Source organism: Terrimonas pollutisoli (assembly GCF_029360765.1).
Taxonomy (GTDB): Bacteria; Bacteroidota; Bacteroidia; order Chitinophagales; family Chitinophagaceae; genus Terrimonas_B; species Terrimonas_B pollutisoli.
Genome location: NZ_JARKNA010000024.1, coordinates 1 through 19,364, shown reverse-complemented (window position 1 = coordinate 19,364; position 19,364 = coordinate 1). Strand labels below are relative to the sequence as shown.

The following is a 19,364-nucleotide window of genomic DNA, read 5'->3' as shown; positions in this document are numbered from 1 at the left end:
TTATAGGTAATTTAATTTTTCAGCAGATACTCTATAGCACCTCAAATCCGTCTATCAAATTCAAAAAAGCAAAATGACTTTATAAGAGCAGCTTCTTTTTTATTTGAATAGCTCACGCAGATTTTGCTTTCCCTGGTAGTTCAAATTGAAATTTCGAAAAATACCGCCTTTGCCTGCTTTGGCCCTGCCACTGATCCTGATATTTACTTCTTCATTTAGCAAAGCTGTTAAAGAATGTTTGAGTATCTGCTTCATGTCTACCAATAGTTTAACCGGCACCAGGAAGTCACTGTTAGCCGGAATGTTTACCAGGCTGTCAACCATGAAATGACCGAGATAAGTGCTATCCATCCAGGCGTCACCTTCTGCTTGCTTTAATTGTCCTTTAAAATTATTGGGATTAAAATAGCGCATGTCCAGGGTGACGGATGAATTAGAGAAATTTAGCCTGTCGCCTTTTATATTCTCAATATTCTTAAATACAGGATCTTTCATACGGCAGGACACAAGACCGCTTACTACAAATAGTACCAGCAATAAATTTTTCATGAAGTTGCAAAATAGGTAATGTGTTTTTCATTTGAAAATCAGGCCTGTTAAAAAACTGGGAATGATTCAAATAAGCTGTTGGAACATAAAACCCGGTTTTTCACGTTCTTTGTGTAGAAAATACGTTGATTATGCGGCTTGCTTTTTTGTTTTTGCTTTTCATTTCTTTCCAGTCATTTGGACAATGGAAGGATTTTATCATTAGTGTACGGGGCGATACATTAAACCGGGTGGATATGAAGGGTAAAAAACAGGGCCCCTGGGTGATTCATGTAGATGAATTGAGAGGCGAGGAGGGCTATGATGAACAGGGCTATTTTATCGACGACAAGAAAGATGGTAAATGGGTGAAATTTTCACTCATGGGTGATAAACTATCGGAAGAAAACTATCGCTGGGGCAGCCTCGATGGGAAATCAAGATACTATTCACGCCGGGGTGGCTTGATTCGGGAGGAAAGCTGGAGAGCCGTTGAGCCCGGCCGGACTTTCGACACTGTAGATGTGTTGGACGTGATTGATCCCTCCAAAGTGGTGGATAGGGTAATAGTGAAAGTTGAAGGTTCTACGATGAAACACGGCACCTGGAAGTATTTCGATCCGGAATGGGGCACCATTTTAAAGACGGAGGAATATTGGGCTGATAAAATAAAGACCGGTGATGCCTTGCCGATAGCCGGTTCTGAGGATGATGAAGAACTCAAACCTATTGGCTTTAGCGATCCGAAAGCAAAAACTGAGGCTGCAGGCAAAAAGACGGTTACCAAACCCCAGGCTATTTTAGAATATGAAAAAAAGAACAAAAAGAAAAAGATAAAAGTGAGGGATGGAAGTACGGGGTATTAAGCATGAAGTAAGAGATATGACATAGAAAACAAAGGGTATACTATTTTAATTATTAATTCAATAATTCGGCATTAATAGACTACATTACATGAACAGTCCCATCTCGAAAACTTCATTCTCCATCATTTTCACTACACTCATCGTTTTGTCAAACACTTCTTATGGTCAAAAGGATTTTACGAAATTATTGAACTCAATAGACAGTTCTTATGGATTTACTGCACAAAATCCTTTAAAACTTAAAAAAGGTAATCAAGAGAAAAGTATAACTAACGCTTACATTTTTTTATCAGGACTTAAAACACAAGACAATCAAAAGCTGGCACTTTTATCGAGGATGACAACAGAGGATCCGAACTACAAAGAACCTGCAATCAAAATCAACAATAGATATACGGGGATGCCAATAAGTGGTAAGTTAGGTTTGCTGGACAAATATGTTTTTCTGACTCAAAGCACCAGAGACACTGTAACTATTTATGTTGATATTTATAATAAAGGGACATTAATGCTGCCAATAGGATTAAAATATGAGCAGCCTCAGAAATAGATTTTTACATTTTTTTGCGACGTATAGAAGTAGTAAGGCCAACAGCTTCTGCATCGGTTTTTTTTACCAGTAATTTCTTTTTCTTTAGTTGAGCTTCAAACGCTTTCATTTCATTGAGAGCGTCAGGAGCGAATAATTGCATACGCAGTAATTGCCTTTCTTCATCAGACAGCCTTTTAACGGCTGATAATAGAGTTGTGAATGAGAATACCTTTCTTTTTATTTTCATTTTTGCGGGCATATAAGTTTGTCGAATGATAAAGAGTTTTTTCTCTATTCTGTATTCATTTTCTTAAAATAATCTCTGAAAAATAACAACTGATACTTTATCGCATTATCCCAGTAATTCCAATCATGTTTACCGGGACGCTCAATATAATCATGCGGGATTTTTAATGTAAGCATTCTCTCATGCAGGTCCTGGTTGATGGTATAGAAAAAGTCTTCAGTGCCACAATCTATAATTATCGCCAGGGAGTCTTTTGGATAGTTTTCAACAATATTGATAACGGAGTATTGTTTCCAGTTATCCGCATGCGAAATGGTATCGCCAATGCGTTTGATGATATCGAATTTGTTTCTGGATGCATTTAAGTCAACACCGCCGCTCATACTGCCACAGGCGCCGAATGTATCGGCATGGCGAAATCCTAAGAATAGCCCGCCATGACCACCCATGCTCAAACCGGTGATGGCTCTTCCTTTTCTTCCTTTGATGGTTGGATAATGCGCATCAATATACTCAGGTACTTCTTTGGCGATATATGTTTCGTATTTCATGGATGAATCAACCGGGCTGTCAAAATACCAACTGCTATAATCTCCATCCGGGCATACGATCATCAATTTATATTCATCCGCATATTGCTTAAGTGCGGGTACTTTTAAAATCCAATTGCTATAATTACCGCTATAGCCATGTAATAAGTAGACAACAGGGAAGGTCGTTGCTTTATCTTTTTTCTTCCCTGGTCTTATCACTATGCATTTGATATTTTTCGACATAACCTTACTGCGAATAACCACGGTATCCACAATGGCAGCCGGGGAGTTTATAGCAAATGCGATCAACAGGATAATGAGGAAATGTTTTTTCATGCATTAAAGATAAAAAAAGGAGGCATTTGTTTAGAAATGCCTCCTTTCCTTGAGTTAAATATAGAACAAGCGAAAATTAAAATCCTTTCTTTTCTTTTGCTTTCTGCATCGGGTTAATGCCCTGGCTTTGTCCACGGGCCGCGCCGGCTTTTTGTTTAAAGATCGTGAATTTAGACGGCTGTGGTATTTCGTTCCAGCTGTTATTATCCGTGTTGATATCAGCTGTTTCCCTGAATGGGTCCAATTTGATTGAAGCCACCTCTTTATTTTTCACAAATGTCTTCACCACTTTATTTTCATTGTGACGCCAAATCTGCGCGGGAATGCGATCTACTTCTGTAGTGCCATCCTTATAGGTCCACTCAACGATGATCGGCATTACAAGGCCGCCTTTGTTACTAAAGGTAAGTTCGTACATATTGGTATTGCCATACTTTTCTTTTTCTTCCGCATTCAATGCCTCCGCTTCCCTTGCAGGAAGTTTTACTTCATACGATGTGCTGTCATAAGGCTCCAAACCACGGGCATACCTCCAGTAAAAATCACGCAGCGTGGTATCAGCATCGGTTTCAAAGCGAAGGCCGGCGCCACGGTTACGAATTTTTGAAAGATCATCATAAGCTGATGTTTGTGGTTTGTCAAGTTTGCGGGTAACCGTCCTTTCTTTAGAATCGGGCGGAGCAGCTGCCAGGTCAGCTTTTGCAAACTTTACGGTATCCAATGAAATATCGCAGGCATCCGTTCCATAGAACCAACCTCTCCAGAACCAGTCGAGATCTTCACCACTGGCATCTTCCATCGTACGAAAGAAGTCAGCTGGTTCAGGGTGTTTGAAGGCCCATCTTCTTGCATATTCCTTAAATGCATAGTCAAATAACTCACGACCCATAATGGTTTCACGTAACATATTCAAACCAGTTGCAGGTTTTGTATACGCATTAGGCCCGAAGCCGATAATGTTCTCCGAGTTGCTCATGATTGGCTCCAACTGATCTTTGGGCAACTTCATGTAGTCAACAATTGTATAAGCCGGGCCTTTGCCTCTAACGGGAAATTTGTTATCCCACAATTCTTCCGTCAGGTATTCAACAAATGAATTCAGGCCTTCGTCCATCCAGCTCCATTGACGTTCATCGCTGTTGATGATCATCGGGAAGAAGTTGTGTCCCACTTCGTGGATGATCACACCCAACATTCCATATTTTGTTCCTTCGCTGTAGCTGCCATCTTTTTCCGTACGGCCATAGTTGAAGCAAATCATAGGGTATTCCATCCCATTTGCTGCTTCTATACTTTGTGCCACAGGGTAAGGATAAGGAATAGTGAATTTGGAATAACTTTTAATGGTATGAGCAACAGCTTTGGTAGAAAAAGGACGATACAAACCATAAGCTTCTTTTCCATAAAAACTCATGGCCATGATTTTTTTGCCTTCAACTGTTACCGGCATTGCATCCCAAACAAATTTGCGGCTGCTGGTCCAGGCGAAATCCCGAACGTTATCAGCTTTATAGATCCATGTTTTTGTTTTGGTACTTTTATTTTTTTCCGCAGTCTTTGCTTCAGCCAGTGTAACAATTTCAACCGGTTCTTTGCAGGTTTGCGCTTTCTTCCAGCGAGCCAATTGTTCAGGACTAAGGTTAGCGGCATAGTTCAAACATTCACCAGTAGAGCCTACCACATGGTCTGCCGGTACAGTCATTTGCACCTTAAAGCTGCCAAAGGTCAACGCAAATTCACCACGGCCTGTGAACTGGTGATTTTGCCAGCCCTGGAAATCGCTGTACACACAGAGTCGGGGATACCATTGCGCCATCGTAAACAGGTGGTTGCCATCTTCCGGAAAATATTCATAACCACCACGTCCGCCTTCAGACATGCGATCAGATATTTTATAGTTCCAATCCAGTTTAAAAACAAAGCGTTGGCCGGCTTTTAATTCAGTAGGTAATTCCACACGCATCATTGTTTTATTGATGGTATACTTCAATGCCTTACCTGTAGCATCTGTTAATTTAAGAATGTTGAAACCAAAGCCATTATCAGAAGTAGTAGACCTAGCTCTATCCAACTGTTTTGGATTTACCTGGCTGATCATCCTGTTACTGGTCTGATAATTCGCATTTTTCAAATTGTTGTGCTCGTTTTCATCCAACTGCAACCAGAGATAGGTAAGTGTGTTAGGCGAGTTGTTAAAATAAGTCACCGTTTCACTACCGTTTAGTTTCAAATTCTTTTCATCCAGTTCGCACTTGATATCATAATCGGCACGTTGTTGCCAGTACTTTGGGCCAGGTGCGCCACTGGCAGTGCGGTATTCGTTTGGCGTTGGCATGATGCTACCCAACTGTTCAAACTTGTTACCATGATTGCTGCCCGGATTGTTTTGAATGTTCTGTGCCACCGCTGCAGAACCAAATCCGGCCAGCATCATTAAAAGAGAACCAACCTTTTTCATGTGTTTGTTTTTATTGTTCATTTTAGAAAATGCAATGATTTTTTAAACAGGGATTCTTTCCAGCGCAATTTTTAATGCCAGGCTGAATACCGATGCAGATAAAAATATTACCCAATCTTTCCTGTTTACTCTCGATAGATTAACAATCAGGTGGGCTGCTATTAATAAAATCAATACGACAACAATTTGTCCCACTTCGAGCCCTGCATTAAAGCCAAATAATCCCCAGCCGATATTCTGATCCTTTGCCAGCATAAAACGAATGGAATTGGCAAAACCCATTCCATGTATCAAGCCAAAGAACAGCGCAAGAAAATAGTTGATGCGTATCGATCGTTCGGTAAATTTTTTTTGAAACAAATTAGATATGGCTGTTATCACGATCGTTACCGGGATCAGGAATTCCACCCAGTTTGAAGGAAATCGGATAATGTCGAATACGCTGAGTGCAAGTGTTAGCGAATGACCAATGGTGAAGGCTGTTACAAGGAGTAATACCTGTTTCCAGTCTTTTAGCAAATAGATAGCAGCGAGAGCAGCTATAAAGAGCTGGTGATCCAGTGCATCAAGACTTATAATATGCTCCCAACCGAGTCGAAAATAAAACCCGAAATCTCCCATGATTGTTTTTAGAGGGTCGGCCTGTAAACCGTTCCTGTAATTTTAACGTCGTGTATTTGCAAGGCTTCAAAATAAGCCAGACTTTTGTAACCAAAAAAAAATTTCTTTTAATGGCAACATTGTTCAATAAATGGCTCTTTGCTTTACTTATTCCGGCCGCTATATATCCAAAGGGAAACGAATATGAGGGGAAACTCTTATGGCCGGAGGGGGCCGTGAATGCCATTCATCCTTTGCATGTAAGTGTGACCGAGATCAATCATAATGCCGATGAAAAAACACTGGAAATCAGCTGCAAGCTGTTTACAGATGATTTTGAAAAAGTACTGGGGATGAATTATAAAACCAAGGTTGACCTCATCAATCCGCCAGACCGGCCGGCCATGGAAAAACTAGTGAATCAGTTTGTACAGGGGCATCTCAAAATAGAAGTTGATGGAAAGCCGGTTCAATTCCACTATCTCGGCTACGAAAAAGATAATGATGCTATTTACAGTTATTTCCAGGTTAATGATATACCTGTCGCAAAGAAAATAGAAATTACCAACAGCCTGATGCATGAGCTTTATTCAGACCAGATCAATCTAATGCATGTAACAGTGGGTGGAAAAAGAAAAAGTACGAAGTTGGATTATCCTGAAAAGGAAGCGGAGATTAATTATTAGGTTCAAAAGGTTTAAAGGGTTTAATAGGTTTAAAACGGGCATTCAACTTCTGAAACTTTTTGAACTTCTTAAACCTATTCAACTAACTTACTCTTCCATTTCTTCTCTCAACGCTTTACTGATTTTCACTAATACTTTGTCGATGCGGTGACCATCCATGTCGATAATTTCTATAGCAAATCCTTTCCATTCCAGCTTATCGCCTGTGTGGGGAATACGTTCCAACCGGTGAAGGATAAAGCCAGCCAGCGTATCAAATTCCTGTTCGCCTTCATTCATCCATTCGGCTTTTTCGAAGCGGGTAAGAAAATCATAAAAAGGTATTTGCGCATCTACCAGGAATGAGCCGTCTTCCCGTTCGGTGATTTCATAGTCTTCCATGTCCGGTTGTGGCATTTCACCGATGATGGCTTCCAAAATATCATTGAGGGTGATCATACCCAGTATGCTTCCGTATTCATCAACAATAAAACAGGAATGCAATTTTGATTCTTTGAATTTTTCCATTACCTGGAAAGCAGTATTGTTTTCCGGAACAAACAAGGCAGGCCGCATCAGGTCCTTGAATAAGATATTATCATCACTTACATACATGTCCTTGATGGCCACAACACCTTTGATATTGTCGATCGAATTGTCACAGATGGGATAAATGGAGTGTGGTTCGCCCGTTATTTTTTCTTTTATCGTTTCCTCTGTATCGTCAAGGTTGAACCAAATGATATCGCTGCGATGTGTCATTAGTGAAGTAATATTTCTATCGCTTAGATGAAACACCCGCTCTATGATTTCCTGTTCGGTTTCTTCAATGGTTCCCTGTTCGGTTCCTTCACTGATGATGGCCTTGATCTCTTCTTCAGTTACCTGGGTGTCGCTGGGCTTTAAGCCAAAAATCTTTACAATAATATTACTTGATTTACTCAACAGCCAGATAAAAGGATGCGTAATGATGCTAACTACCCTCATTGGTTGAGCCACCGCTTTCGCTATGGTTTCAGGGCGGGAGAGTCCTAATCTTTTTGGAACCAGTTCACCAAATACGATGGAAAAATAAGTAACAATAATTACGACAATAGCAGTAGCTATTCCATGACTGTAAGGTACCAGCGCATGCCATTGGTTGAGAAATTCAGAAAAATTATCAGTGATTTTTTCGCCTGAGTAAATACCAGTCAGGATACCAATAACGGTTATACCCATTTGTACTGTCGAAAGAAAAGTTTCTGGTTTGTTGGCGAGTTTAAGTGCTTCGTCGGCTTTTTTGTCTCCCTTATTTGCCTGTACTTCCAACCTGGATTTTCTTGCAGAAACCAACGCAATTTCGGCCATCGAGAAAAGGCCATTTAGCAGGATAAGGCCTGCCAGAATAAATATTTCCATTTAAGAAGAAACAGTTGATTGTACATCGAAGATAGCGATTCCGTATCGCTTATTAAAAAGAGTGCCTGTCAGGAACCCACAAATCACTCCCAGCATTGCGCCGCCAAGAATATCGAAAGGATAGTGTATACCAATGTATACCTGTGCATAAGCAACCAATCCTGCCCAAACAAACGCAATAGCCGCCCAATTTTTTAATAACGGTCTCGCTGTTAAATAAAAGAACGTGGCCAAACCAAAATGATTAGCGGCATGATTGGAAACAAAACTGTAGCCGGTAGAACAATGATCAGCTAACAGCCGCACATGTATGTAGAAATCCGGATCACCACAGGGACGTATGCGTTGAAAAACATGTTTGAAAAGGTTATTACCGATAATATCTGTCATTGCAACTGTCGTAATAAAGAATAGAATCCACCAGGCGCCTTTACCTTTGTAGTTCAATAGCGCAAAAACAGCAAGGAACAAATAAAGAGGTGCCCAGTTAAGTGCATAACGCATAAACGGCATCAGGTTGTCAAAAACAGGATTGGCTAGTGTGGTGTTGATTTGAATAAACAACCATTGATCCCATTTTTCAAGATTTTTTAAAAGCGAAAGCAAAAACATGGTGCCAAAAATACCGATTACCGTTTTAATGGGACAAAACAGGACAAAGATTAACGAACCGGCTATTGCCTGAACCGTGGAAATTATCTTCTTTTGCAATCTTCAATTTGTATAAAAATCGTAACAGATCTTCATGTTAAAAAGGTATAAAATACCGAAAACAATACTCTGGGTTATTAATCTCTTTTTAATATTCCTGTTGATCTTTACCCTATTCCGCTTAGCTACTTATTTTGCTTTTAAGCCCGACAATTTCTCATTCCGGGATCTTATCCCTTCTTTTTTGATGGGGATACAATATGATCTTCGCTGGATTGCTATCATATTATTGCCGATTGTAATAGTTAGCATGTTCCAGCAGTTTTCACCTTTTTATTCGGCCCGCAATAAAAAATGGTGGACCTGGTACCTGGCTGCGGTCACCTTTGTTGTGTTTTTCTTTTTTGCTGCTGATTTTGGCAGCTTTTCTTACAATCACACCCGCCTCGATGCCGGAGCGATGAATTTTGTAGAAGATCCCGGTATCTCATTAACAATGATGTGGCAAACCTATCCATTGTTTTGGATGGTAATTGGATTATTGATTACCGTTCTTCTTTTTCGCTGGATGTATCGTAAGAGTCACTGGCGGGTCATCACCAGCACGGATGGACTTAAAATTCCGTACAAGAGGAAATTTTTTATCATCACTGCCATAATACTTTTTGTTTTTATTTATGGAAGAATTGCGTTGACACCACTTACCTGGAAACAATGTTTTGTATTCGAAGACAGTTTTAAGTCGTATCTCGCATTAAACCCGTTGCAAAATTTTTTCGCCACGCTTAAATTGCGTAAGCCGGAGTTCAATGAGCAAAAAGCAAGAGAAGCATTTCCCGTCATGGCAGAGTGGATGCAACTACCCGATGCAACTAATTTTTCTTACCGCAGAATTATTTCCCCCGGCAGTAAAGCACTGGAGAGCCGACCGAACGTAGTGTTGGTGATGTGTGAGTCCTTTAGCATGTATAAAAGCACGATGAGTGGCAACCCGCTAAACACTACTCCGTATTTTGATTCACTTTGTAAGAACGGGATTTTTTTCGAACGTTGCTTTTCACCTCACTTTTCTACTGCAAGAGGATTGTTTGCGATAATTACAGGGATACCGGATGCACAACTCTTCAAATTTTCAACCCGCAATCCGCTGGCGATAAAGCAGCATACCATCATTAATAATTTTGAGGGTTATAACAAACACTATTTTTTAGGTGGCAGTCCCGAGTTCAACAATTTTGGCGGCCTGCTTAAAAACATTGATGATTTGCAGATGCACACGGAGGGAAGTTTTAAATCACCAAAGGTCAATGTTTGGGGTATTAGCGATAAAGACCTTTTCCTGGAAGCGAATAACGTTTTCAGGCGACAGCAGAAACCTTTTTTTGCTATTATTCAAACCTCGGATAATCACAGGCCATATATGATACCGGCCAACGATACGGATTTTGTGCGATCAATTGTAACGGAAGAAGAACTGGTCAGGTATGGATTTGAATCGCTGGATGAGTATAATACTTTTCGCTATTCCGATTACTGCTTTAAAAAATTTATAGAAGCTGCCGAAAAGGAGGCTTATTTCCATAATACCATTTTTGTTTTTATTGGGGATCATGGTGTGGCAGGTAATGCAAATGCAGTATATCCAGCAGCATGGACAAGCCAGCGATTGACAGACGAACATGTGCCCTTGCTGTTTTACGCACCCTACTTATTAAAACCACAGAAAAGGAGTGAAGTAGTTTCCCAGATTGATGTGTTACCTACGATAGCCGGCATGGTTCAACAACCTTATGTCAACACTACATTGGGCCGCGATTTGCTGGATCCGGCCAAGAAAAATAATTATGCTTTTATCACCAATACGGCAGGTAGAATAGGCCTGGTAACAGATGATTACTATTTCACCAAAAACCTGAACTTCCCCGATACCAGGATGGTCCCCATCCGTTTCAATGATTCTTTGTATAACAAAGAGAAGAGAGATTCTGTCCGCCAAAATTTAGCAACCTTTACGTCCGCATTTTTTGAAACGGCGAAATACCTGATCATGAATAATAAAAAAGAGTAGAACGAGAATTAACCTTGAAGTTGTTTAAAAATGTAGAAGAACGCTGATAACACTGATAATTATGATTTATCAGGATAAGATCAGCGAAATCCGATAGCTATCGGATCATCATGATCCTGACATATCTGCGTTCTATTCTGAAAAATTTTATCAGCTTCTTAGAAAATGAACGGATAGCCGATTCCCAACTGGAATTGGGCTCCTTTAAAAAAAGGATAGCTAAACCATTTGTTTTGATATTGTGCATCTGAAAGCGCAGGACTCGGATCTTTTACCCTATATGAATAATCAAAGCGGATGACAAAAAAATCGAAGTCAACACGGAGACCGCCACCGGCGCCAATGGCGATATCCTTCCCTAAGCGGCTTAGTTTGAAAATTTCTTCTTCCGGCCGATCCGGTGCTTTTTTCATAAACCAAACATTGCCCACATCAGTGAACAAAGCACCGTTCACCTTTATCCCTAAAGGTTTTCCAATGGGAAACCTGTATTCCGCATTTGCTTCCAATTGTATATCGCCATAACGATCGGGTGTGCCAAACTGCCCCTTAAATTCCTTCATGGTGGAGCCGGGGCCCAATCGTCGCAACGCCCATGCCCGCATACTGTTTGGACCGCCGCTAAAATATTGTTTGAAAAACGGAAGATTATTTCTTTTATCGGGGTTGCGGGTGGAGTTAAATTCATAACCTGCTCCTGCAAAGGCCCTGAAAGCCATCGAAGCTTTAGGAAATCGAATCAGCCTGGCAAATTCGGCGTCAAGCTTGATAAAGCGATAAAGATGACGATCCAAAAATGAATTGCGGATTATTCCGGTGACAAGGCCAGACTGTTCAAGGTTCGCCCGAAAAACATTTAGTTTATTTGTTTGCCCGCCGCTTAATGTCAGGTTGACAATAACAGAAGAAATAAAACCATCTGTAAATATGTTGCGAAGCGATGGGTTGTACCTGATCAGCGTATCAAGGCTATCCCGGCGTACCAGGTAGGAATATTCGATATTCGGGATCTTAACATTCACTAATAATTTTCGTCGTTGATATTCGTATCCCCACGATCCGTTAATAGTAGTTAGGTTATACAGTAATCTTCTTTCCGTATTAGCTGCGCTGAATGAAAATATCGTTCTGAAATTATCCCGAAAATTTTCAGGGATAAGTTTTGTTCCCGGAACAAAACGTGGAAAATAAATATTATGGTTGAAGCTGACCTGTTGTGTCTGGATGAATTGACCAGCTCCTTTTATATTGCCCAATTCAACTCCATAACGAAGGTTAGAATTCGTCATGTTAGCCGCTTTTGCAAAGTTTCTGTTTTGCAAGCTAACATTTACACCCATGCCAAAAAGATTGCCTGCAAAAGCACTTTGGTTGATGCTGCCTTCAACGTTGGTATCAAATGAATATTTTTTTTTCGGTATAAGGCGAATAACAAAATCAACCGTATCTCTCCGCGGAACCTGGTCAATACTAACTGTTCGCCAGGCGCCAACTAAATCTAAACGATTGATTGTGCGAATATATCTGCGCTGGCGATAGAGGCTATCTTTTGGTAAATAAATATTCGGTGGAAATATTTTTGCTTTAAACCTGTTGCGGTGTTGGATAACAGTAATTCCTTCTACTACTTTGACTTTGCGGGTGAGACCAATCGTGTCCGTCAGGTAATCGGGATACACCGTTACATTTCCCATATAAAACTTAGTGAGCTTTACACTATCGATAGTTCTCAGTCTGAGTTCCAGATTAGCGGTTGGATTTTCGCGGCGCTCCTTCAGTTTTTGCAATATTTCTAATTGCTCAAAGGGATCAAGTCCCGGTTGCAATAAAGAGACGTCCAGGGTATCCCAAAGACCAACCAATTCATCACGGGTAAACCGGAAATAACCGGTATTTCTATATACGTCGGTTAGCCGGTCAAGCTCGTTTGAAATAAGATTTTTTGCGAAGGGATCTCCTTTTTTAATTAATGCCTGTGATTTTGTTGAATCAGTTACCTGCTGAAGATCGGGATGGCGAAGATGATAATTGATAGAATCAAGATGCACTTGTTTGCCCGGTCGCACGTTAAAATTAACCGTTGTGCGAAGTTCATCTTTCCCTTCCGGTTTAATTGTGTAATCGTAGTAAATCGAATCACTAAAGTAGCCATGTGACCTTAGTAGCGCCTGCATAAACATGATAGATTTATCCGCATTGGAGCTATCGTAAACGGGAGGGTTTTTCATCACACTCCAGAGAAGTTTATCCAATTTTCTTACCTGCATGCTATCATCCAGTTGGTCTTCGAGACCCGCCAGCAGTGATTCTTTTTCTTCTTTTGAAAAATTACCTATTAGGTTGATATTTGTTTTGTAGACAAAAGGTTTTCCGGGCTGGTATCTTTTTACAATGGTGCAGGAGGCAAACACTCCAATGGCGAATACGACTAAATATGCGTTGAAGAGTTTTCTATAAAACAAAGGCTTGCCCGATAACATAAATAAATTAAAACAACAATGCTTGGTAAATCGCAGATCAAATATATCCAAAGTTTAGGCCAGAAAAAAGTACGGGATGAAGAAGGAGTGTTTATTGCGGAAGGACCAAAGATTGTTGCTGAATTACTCGAATCTGACGCGTTGGAAATTTCCGAACTTTTTGCATTGCCGGACTGGATTGCTACCAACGGAACATCCGTCAAGGCAATAAAAATTACGGAGATCAATGAAAATGATTTGGGAAAAATTTCACAGTTGTCTACACCTAACAAGGTAGTAGCCTTAATTAAAAAGCCCGCCTATAACAAAAGTATACCCACCAAGGCAGCTTTGTCTTTGGTATTGGATACAATACAGGATCCGGGAAATTTGGGTACCATTATACGTATTGCTGACTGGTTTGGAATAAAGCAGATCATTTGCAGTAAAACTTGTGCGGATATTTATAATCCCAAAACCGTACAGTCAACCATGGGTAGTATAGCAAGGGTAGGAATAGTATATACAGATTTAGTGGAGTGGCTAAAGCAACACAAAGATGTTCCCGTTTATGCCGCCGCGTTGGAGGGAAGGGACGTGACGGCTATGAAAAAAATAACGGAAGGGCTGCTTGTAATCGGCAACGAGTCAAAAGGAATTTCAAACGAGATATTTGAATTGATAGATGTAAAAGTCACAATTCCCCGAATTGGGAAAGCCGAATCGTTAAATGCAGCGGTTGCAACAGGAATTATCTTATCGCATGTTGCATTGTCGGAACGATGATTTCGTCTGAACCATGATTTGGGGAGATTTTTAAGATTGAAAGGATTCACCTTAAAGCCTTATACTCCACGAATACAGTTTGCTATCCTCCTAATCCCTTTAATCCTCCCAAATCCTGGTTCAGACTTTAACTAAACCTGATCGCTTTCACGGGTTGTATCTTTCTTACAAGTACTGAAGGTATCATCAATATCAGGAAGCAAACGACCAACGTGCCGATACAAATAGCGGCTACCTGCCACCAAACGATTTTGACAGCAGCTTCACTCAGGTAGTAGGCATCTTCCTGCAATTTGATAAAGCCGGTTGTTTGCTGCAAATACAAAACACCCAACGCCACCGCCAGTCCCACGATGATGCCGGTAAGAGTAATGATGAGAGAGTGGCGAAGGAAAATTTTTTGTACGGTCCAGTCGGTAGCACCTAAAGCCTTCAATACCCCAATCATCCGCACTCTTTCGAGTACAAGGATAATAAGACAGGTAATCAGGTTGATAACAGCGACAATGATCATAAATGCAATCAGTACATTGCGGGTCACATCCTGCATATTCAGCCAGTCGAAGATATTCGGCGAAATGGTTCTTACACTTTGGGCATCCCAGGTGGGAGGGAAGTCATCCATGTAATAAATTTCATCGGCTACGTCATCTATCTTTTTATAATCTTTTAAAAATATTTCATAGCCGCCGGCCTCGGTGCGTTGCCAGTCGTTTAATCGTTGAATTAGTTTAATGTCGCCGATGGCAAATGTTTTGTCGTATTCTTCAATTCCTGTTTTATATATACCGGTGATCGTAAGCCGGTCCGGACGTAAACTGCCGTCGGGGCGAATGAAATAAATAAAGACGCGGTCGTTTACTTTTAGTTTCAGCTGGTTGGCAGTGTATAGGGAAATCATGATCTCACGGCTGTAAGTGCTGTCATTAAACTGTATTGGCCTCCCTGCCTGGATAAATCGTTTCAGATGTGCAAAATCATAAGTGCTGTCAAATCCCTTCAACAATACTCCTTCGATCTCATCTTTTGTTTTTAGAATGGTGTACTTGGTTGCAAAAGGGTAGATGCTTTGAATAGTTGGATTTTTCCTGATTTCATTTACGAGGGAGTCGTTTTTAATAAGCGGTGTTTCTTCCGCAATCAATGCTTTAAAAGGCTGCTTCTCCTGGATGCGGATATGCCCCCAGAAACTAAAGACCTTCTGGCTCACCTGTTCCTGGAAGCCGTTGGCAAATGCAAGGGTAATGATCATTACCGCAACACTGATAACAGTGGCTACGATTGATAGGCGGATGATAAAGCGGGAAAAGGATTTCTGCTGATTAAATGCGATGCGGTTTGCTATAAAGCCTGCAACCTTCAAAATGAAATGTTTGTCTTAAATTGTTTAATAGTGTATTCAAAAATAAGCCGAAACGTATATTTATCTGCTTTTTTACCCTTTTTTCACAATATTGTAAAGGGTATAGTCGGGGCATGCAGCCCGGAGCAACAACACTTAACTGCTACCATAGTATTAATTAATTTTTGAATGAAAACGATAATTGCTGTTCTTTCCATCTTTGCTTTTTACATAGCCGGGGCTCAAATGCCTGATCATATTTATCAACCTAATATACATGCAGTAAAACTGCACAAGTATGGAGATATCTTTAGTTATCCTATTATTAGCCTGAATAGCGGTGAACAGATGGAATTACATTTTGATGATTTTGATGCCGATGTTAAGAGCTATTATTACACCTTTCAACTTTGCAATGCGGACTGGAGCCCGGCTAACCTGCCAGCCTTCGATTATATCCGCGGTTTTCAAACAACCCGGATCACCAATTATCGTTATTCCTCTATTTCTTTCACCAAATACACCCATTACCAGGCGATTTTACCGGATCGAAGCTCGACTCCCATACGCTCCGGCAATTACCTGTTGAAAGTTTTTTTGAACAGCGATACCTCTAAACTTTATTTTACCAAACGTTTTTTGGTAGTCGATAATAAAGTTGCCATTGCCGCACAGTTAAAGCAGCCGTTCAATTCTCAACTTTACCTGACCGATCAGCGGGTGCAGGTGGTGGTGAACACTGCCAATGCGAGAATCAATGCCATGTCACCACAGGATCTCAAAGTAACGGTGCTGCAAAATAATATTTGGCCCACGGCAGCCGTATTTGACCGGCCTACTATTTATCGGGGTAATTATTATGAGTACAACAACGATATCAGTAGTTTCCAGGCGGGGCGGGAATGGCGGTGGATAGACCTGCGCAGCCTTCGGTTAATGAGTGACCGTATGCAAAAGCTGGTTGATACGAACGACGCTAAAACAGAAGTGTATGTAAAACCCGATGCAGAGCGAAAACAACAGGTATATGTTTATTATCGTGACCTGAATGGCATCTATACCATTGAAAATACGGACGGCAATAATCCTTATTGGCAAAGTGACTACGCCTATGTCCATTTTACCTATATGCCACCCGGGGGCAGGCAGTATCCCGGCAAAGACGTTTATGTTTTTGGGGAGCTTACTAATTATTTGCCCAATGAGGCTGCCCGAATGGTGTTTAATCCCGACAAGGGAGTTTATGAAAAGACACTTTACTTAAAGCAAGGGTATTATAACTATTCCTATATCACATTGGAAGAAGGAAAAGAACCGGGTAACCGATTCTCATTTGACAACACCGAGGGCAATTTCACTAATACCGAAAACAGTTATACGGTGCTGGTTTATTTCCGCCCGTTTGGTGCCCGTGCTGATGAACTAATAGGCATGGCACAGTTAAATACCTTAATTGGGAGATAGAAAACCAGTTCAATTTTCAAATATTCAATCAACAATCATCTCTGCTTCCTTATCTTTGCGCCGGCAGGTCTTACACGACCAGCTCCTGCTGAACCCTCCCAGGGCCGGAAGGCAGCAAGAGTAGGTGGTTGAGCGGTGCGATGTGAGGAGCCTGCCTTTTTTTACCCCCTAATCCCCTGAAGGGGGGATACAAGTCTTCAGGTATCTTCAAACGTTTAAAAAAGTAGTTCCCGTTTCGGGATAGGGGTTTATGAAATTTTTTATTGATACAGCCAATCTTGCACAGATCAAAGAAGCCCATGATCTTGGGATTTTAGACGGTGTTACCACCAATCCTTCCCTGATGGCAAAAGAAGGAATCAAAGGACAGGAAGCCATCATTAATCATTACAAAACTATCTGTGAACTGGTAGATGGCGGCGATATTAGCGCTGAGGTTGTTTCAACTGATTTTGAGGGGATAGTTGAGGAAGGAAAGAAACTGGCGGCTATTCACCCAAACATTGTCGTTAAGGTTCCAATGATAAAAGATGGGGTAAAAGCGATAAAATGGTTCACAGATAACGGCATAAGAACCAATTGTACCCTTGTATTTTCAGCGGGTCAGGCCATATTGGCTGCAAAGGCCGGGGCGGCTTATGTATCGCCCTTTATCGGCCGTATAGATGATAGCAATTGGGATGGCGTAGAGCTGATAGCCCAGATTGCGCAGATTTATTCCATACAAGGTTATAAGACAGAGATTTTAGCGGCATCTATCCGTAGCGCTTTGCATATAGTTAAATGTGCTGAAGCCGGGGCTGATGTATGCACTTGTCCGCTGGATTCAATTCTCGGTCTTTTAAAACACCCACTGACAGATATCGGGCTGGCTAAATTCCTGGAAGATGCCAGGAAAACAATGTAAGCAGAACTAATATTAAGAATAAAGCCGGTTTCAAATGAGACCGGCTTTTTTTATGTTACTATGCACAAATTTTCGGCAAGAAATTTTGCTTATTAACTAACCTCTCCTTCTTGATCTTTTAATTTCCCGCATTACTTCCTCTTTTGTGGGCAACTCCGGGTCGGGTTTCTTTTTTACCCAAATCGTCTTTTCGATCCAAAGCGAAGGGTTGCTTTTCAATACGGCTTTTACAGTAATCTTATCCAGGGTGCAATTGGCCGGTACGATTAACTCGTTACCTGAAAATTTGTAATCAGACGAGCTGAATTGGATCTCTTTTTCCGTCAACGGCAACCACTGCCCGTTCGACATTTTACCATCCACATTAATGTAATTATGGGTGCCTTTCTTCAGGCTGTCGGTATACAAGTGGAAGTAAATGCTTTCCACTTTTTGTGCCTTTAACCGAGGGCCTGCAAAACCAAGGATAGCAAGGAATAAAATTCTAATCACTGCCAGGAGTTTTAATGTTCGTATGACGACATTCTCCGGCTAAAGGTACGGCTCACAAAAGGGTTAACATTTTTTTGTAGGCTCAGTTCATAAGACAAAAATCCTGGGCCCTTTGTAGTAATGTCTGATCCGGATCTGGTCCCACGAATTTCTCTAATCGAAACAGGCTATAAGAATTGATAATTCGAAACTGTCAGGATGTCCTGCTAAATGCACTTATTTCTAAATATGAAGTATTCAGGCTTTCGATGCGTTTCGGGGAGAGCTTAATTATAGCCCATCACCTGGGTGAGCCATTTGGGAGGTTTTGAGCCTTTCGTTCGATTGATCTTTCGCCCCAACCTTGACGAAACTAAAGAAAGAGTAGGAGACAGAAATTCGACTCCATAGTAAACTTATTTTTTATCAAAAAATGTTAGTAAACAGGGTGGCAATTAAATAGATAATACTTACTAAGAAAAGTAGTTTAATTTATTTATGTAATTATTTAATATTCAATCTATAACTTATAAATTTTAAAATTTAATAATAGAAAAGTTTGTTCAAAATGCGATCATAGCAGTAGGATTAAGGTTGAAATGATAATATTTAAATTTAATAGTGTTAATTGTTTGAAATTAATCATTTAATGGATGTTTATTAGAAAATAGAATTAATTTAAAATAGTATTCAGTAATAATTGTATTTGTTTTTAAATAAAAGGAGTATTTTCTGGTCGATTACCGGTTGCGGGTTCTTAAAAAACTGGGTGAGATGAAATTTCGGCGGGCAGTTATAAATTGGATGGGTGCTTCAAGTAGTCAAAGTTGAGTTGAATATTTTTGCGCATCGATTGAAGAGATATGTTCTACCGGACAAAAAGCCGGGCGATGACTATCGGAAAAAATGGCAGGGAATATTGTCCTGTCTTCGTCATTCTCCAGAAATGGTCCTTAAAAATTGGCTGAAACCATTGAAAACACTGGATTTTGATTTTTGCGATGGGTGTCCCTGCTGTATTTTAGAGGATGTTTGTACGGAAGAAGCCAA

The 19,364-nt window shown here is 40.6% G+C and carries 18 protein-coding genes and 1 other RNA gene; 9 read left to right on the top strand and 10 right to left on the bottom strand.

Going from position 1 to position 19,364, the window contains the following annotated elements; all coding sequences use genetic code 11:
- Positions 1-99: 99 nt before the first annotated feature.
- Positions 100-549, bottom strand: a complete 450-nt coding sequence (locus P2W73_RS23985; protein WP_276504640.1) for an LEA/WHy family protein — start codon at positions 547-549, stop codon at positions 100-102.
- 131 nt (positions 550-680) lie between these two features.
- Here P2W73_RS23985 and P2W73_RS23980 point away from each other — a divergent pair, with 131 nt between their 5' ends.
- Both P2W73_RS23980 and P2W73_RS23975 read left to right on the top strand, forming a co-directional pair.
- The gene (locus P2W73_RS23980; protein ID WP_276504639.1) at positions 681-1,394 is read left to right on the top strand and encodes a toxin-antitoxin system YwqK family antitoxin; all 714 of its coding nucleotides are present in this window, start codon (positions 681-683) and stop codon (positions 1,392-1,394) included.
- An 88-nt stretch (positions 1,395-1,482) separates the two neighbouring features.
- Positions 1,483-1,944, top strand: a complete 462-nt coding sequence (locus P2W73_RS23975) for a hypothetical protein (RefSeq protein WP_276504638.1) — start codon at positions 1,483-1,485, stop codon at positions 1,942-1,944.
- A gap of 4 nt (positions 1,945-1,948) precedes the next feature.
- Here P2W73_RS23975 and P2W73_RS23970 read toward each other — a convergent pair whose 3' ends face one another.
- The 4 genes from P2W73_RS23970 to P2W73_RS23955 all read right to left on the bottom strand — a co-directional run bounded on the left by P2W73_RS23970 (position 1,949) and on the right by P2W73_RS23955 (position 6,121).
- Positions 1,949-2,173 (bottom strand): hypothetical protein, encoded by a 225-nt coding sequence (locus P2W73_RS23970; protein ID WP_276504637.1) that lies wholly within the window; start codon positions 2,171-2,173, stop codon positions 1,949-1,951.
- 44 nt (positions 2,174-2,217) lie between these two features.
- Positions 2,218-3,042: an alpha/beta hydrolase gene (locus P2W73_RS23965; protein ID WP_276504636.1), complete on the bottom strand. Its 825-nt coding sequence runs from the start codon at positions 3,040-3,042 to the stop codon at positions 2,218-2,220.
- Between the two features lie 76 nt (positions 3,043-3,118).
- On the bottom strand, positions 3,119-5,500 hold the full coding sequence (locus P2W73_RS23960) for a M1 family metallopeptidase (RefSeq protein WP_276504635.1): 2,382 nt from the start codon (positions 5,498-5,500) through the stop codon (positions 3,119-3,121).
- A 42-nt stretch (positions 5,501-5,542) separates the two neighbouring features.
- The gene (locus P2W73_RS23955; protein WP_276504634.1) at positions 5,543-6,121 is read right to left on the bottom strand and encodes a HupE/UreJ family protein; all 579 of its coding nucleotides are present in this window, start codon (positions 6,119-6,121) and stop codon (positions 5,543-5,545) included.
- Positions 6,122-6,231: 110 nt separating this feature from the next.
- On the opposite strand from P2W73_RS23955, the gene P2W73_RS23950 reads away from it, so the two are divergent.
- Entirely contained in the window at positions 6,232-6,786 is a 555-nt protein-coding gene (locus P2W73_RS23950) for a DUF6702 family protein (RefSeq protein ID WP_276504633.1), read from the top strand.
- A gap of 87 nt (positions 6,787-6,873) precedes the next feature.
- Here the strand turns inward: P2W73_RS23950 and P2W73_RS23945 are convergent, their stop codons facing one another.
- Together P2W73_RS23945 and P2W73_RS23940 are read right to left on the bottom strand one after the other, a co-directional pair.
- Positions 6,874-8,166, bottom strand: a complete 1,293-nt coding sequence (locus tag P2W73_RS23945) for a hemolysin family protein (RefSeq protein ID WP_276504632.1) — start codon at positions 8,164-8,166, stop codon at positions 6,874-6,876.
- Entirely contained in the window at positions 8,167-8,877 is a 711-nt protein-coding gene (locus tag P2W73_RS23940) for a phosphatase PAP2 family protein (protein WP_276504631.1), read from the bottom strand.
- A gap of 34 nt (positions 8,878-8,911) precedes the next feature.
- Here P2W73_RS23940 and P2W73_RS23935 point away from each other — a divergent pair, with 34 nt between their 5' ends.
- Entirely contained in the window at positions 8,912-10,885 is a 1,974-nt protein-coding gene (locus P2W73_RS23935) for an LTA synthase family protein (RefSeq protein ID WP_276504630.1), read from the top strand.
- Positions 10,886-11,043: 158 nt separating this feature from the next.
- Here P2W73_RS23935 and P2W73_RS23930 read toward each other — a convergent pair whose 3' ends face one another.
- Complete coding sequence (locus P2W73_RS23930; protein ID WP_276504629.1) at positions 11,044-13,365, bottom strand: BamA/TamA family outer membrane protein; 2,322 nt, start codon at positions 13,363-13,365, stop codon at positions 11,044-11,046.
- A gap of 18 nt (positions 13,366-13,383) precedes the next feature.
- Here P2W73_RS23930 and P2W73_RS23925 point away from each other — a divergent pair, with 18 nt between their 5' ends.
- A complete protein-coding gene (locus tag P2W73_RS23925; protein ID WP_276504628.1) occupies positions 13,384-14,130 on the top strand; it encodes a TrmH family RNA methyltransferase in 747 nt (248 codons plus the stop codon).
- Positions 14,131-14,257: 127 nt separating this feature from the next.
- On the opposite strand, the gene P2W73_RS23920 is transcribed toward P2W73_RS23925, so the two are convergent.
- A complete protein-coding gene (locus P2W73_RS23920; protein ID WP_276504627.1) occupies positions 14,258-15,493 on the bottom strand; it encodes an ABC transporter permease in 1,236 nt (411 codons plus the stop codon).
- 168 nt (positions 15,494-15,661) lie between these two features.
- Between P2W73_RS23920 and P2W73_RS23915 the strand changes: the two genes are divergently transcribed.
- From P2W73_RS23915 to fsa, 3 genes are all read left to right on the top strand, one after another.
- Positions 15,662-16,936: a type IX secretion system plug protein gene (locus tag P2W73_RS23915; RefSeq protein WP_276504626.1), complete on the top strand. Its 1,275-nt coding sequence runs from the start codon at positions 15,662-15,664 to the stop codon at positions 16,934-16,936.
- A 61-nt stretch (positions 16,937-16,997) separates the two neighbouring features.
- Positions 16,998-17,096: signal recognition particle sRNA small type (ffs, locus tag P2W73_RS23910), an RNA gene on the top strand.
- A gap of 90 nt (positions 17,097-17,186) precedes the next feature.
- Positions 17,187-17,843 carry a fructose-6-phosphate aldolase gene (gene fsa, locus P2W73_RS23905; protein WP_276504625.1) on the top strand — a complete coding sequence of 219 codons (657 nt, stop codon included), beginning with the start codon at positions 17,187-17,189 and terminating at the stop codon, positions 17,841-17,843.
- 96 nt (positions 17,844-17,939) lie between these two features.
- On the opposite strand, the gene P2W73_RS23900 is transcribed toward fsa, so the two are convergent.
- Complete coding sequence (locus P2W73_RS23900; RefSeq protein WP_276504624.1) at positions 17,940-18,335, bottom strand: hypothetical protein; 396 nt, start codon at positions 18,333-18,335, stop codon at positions 17,940-17,942.
- 787 nt (positions 18,336-19,122) lie between these two features.
- Here P2W73_RS23900 and P2W73_RS23895 point away from each other — a divergent pair.
- On the top strand, positions 19,123-19,364 hold a 242-nt coding region (locus P2W73_RS23895), incomplete at its 3' end, for a hypothetical protein (RefSeq protein ID WP_276504623.1).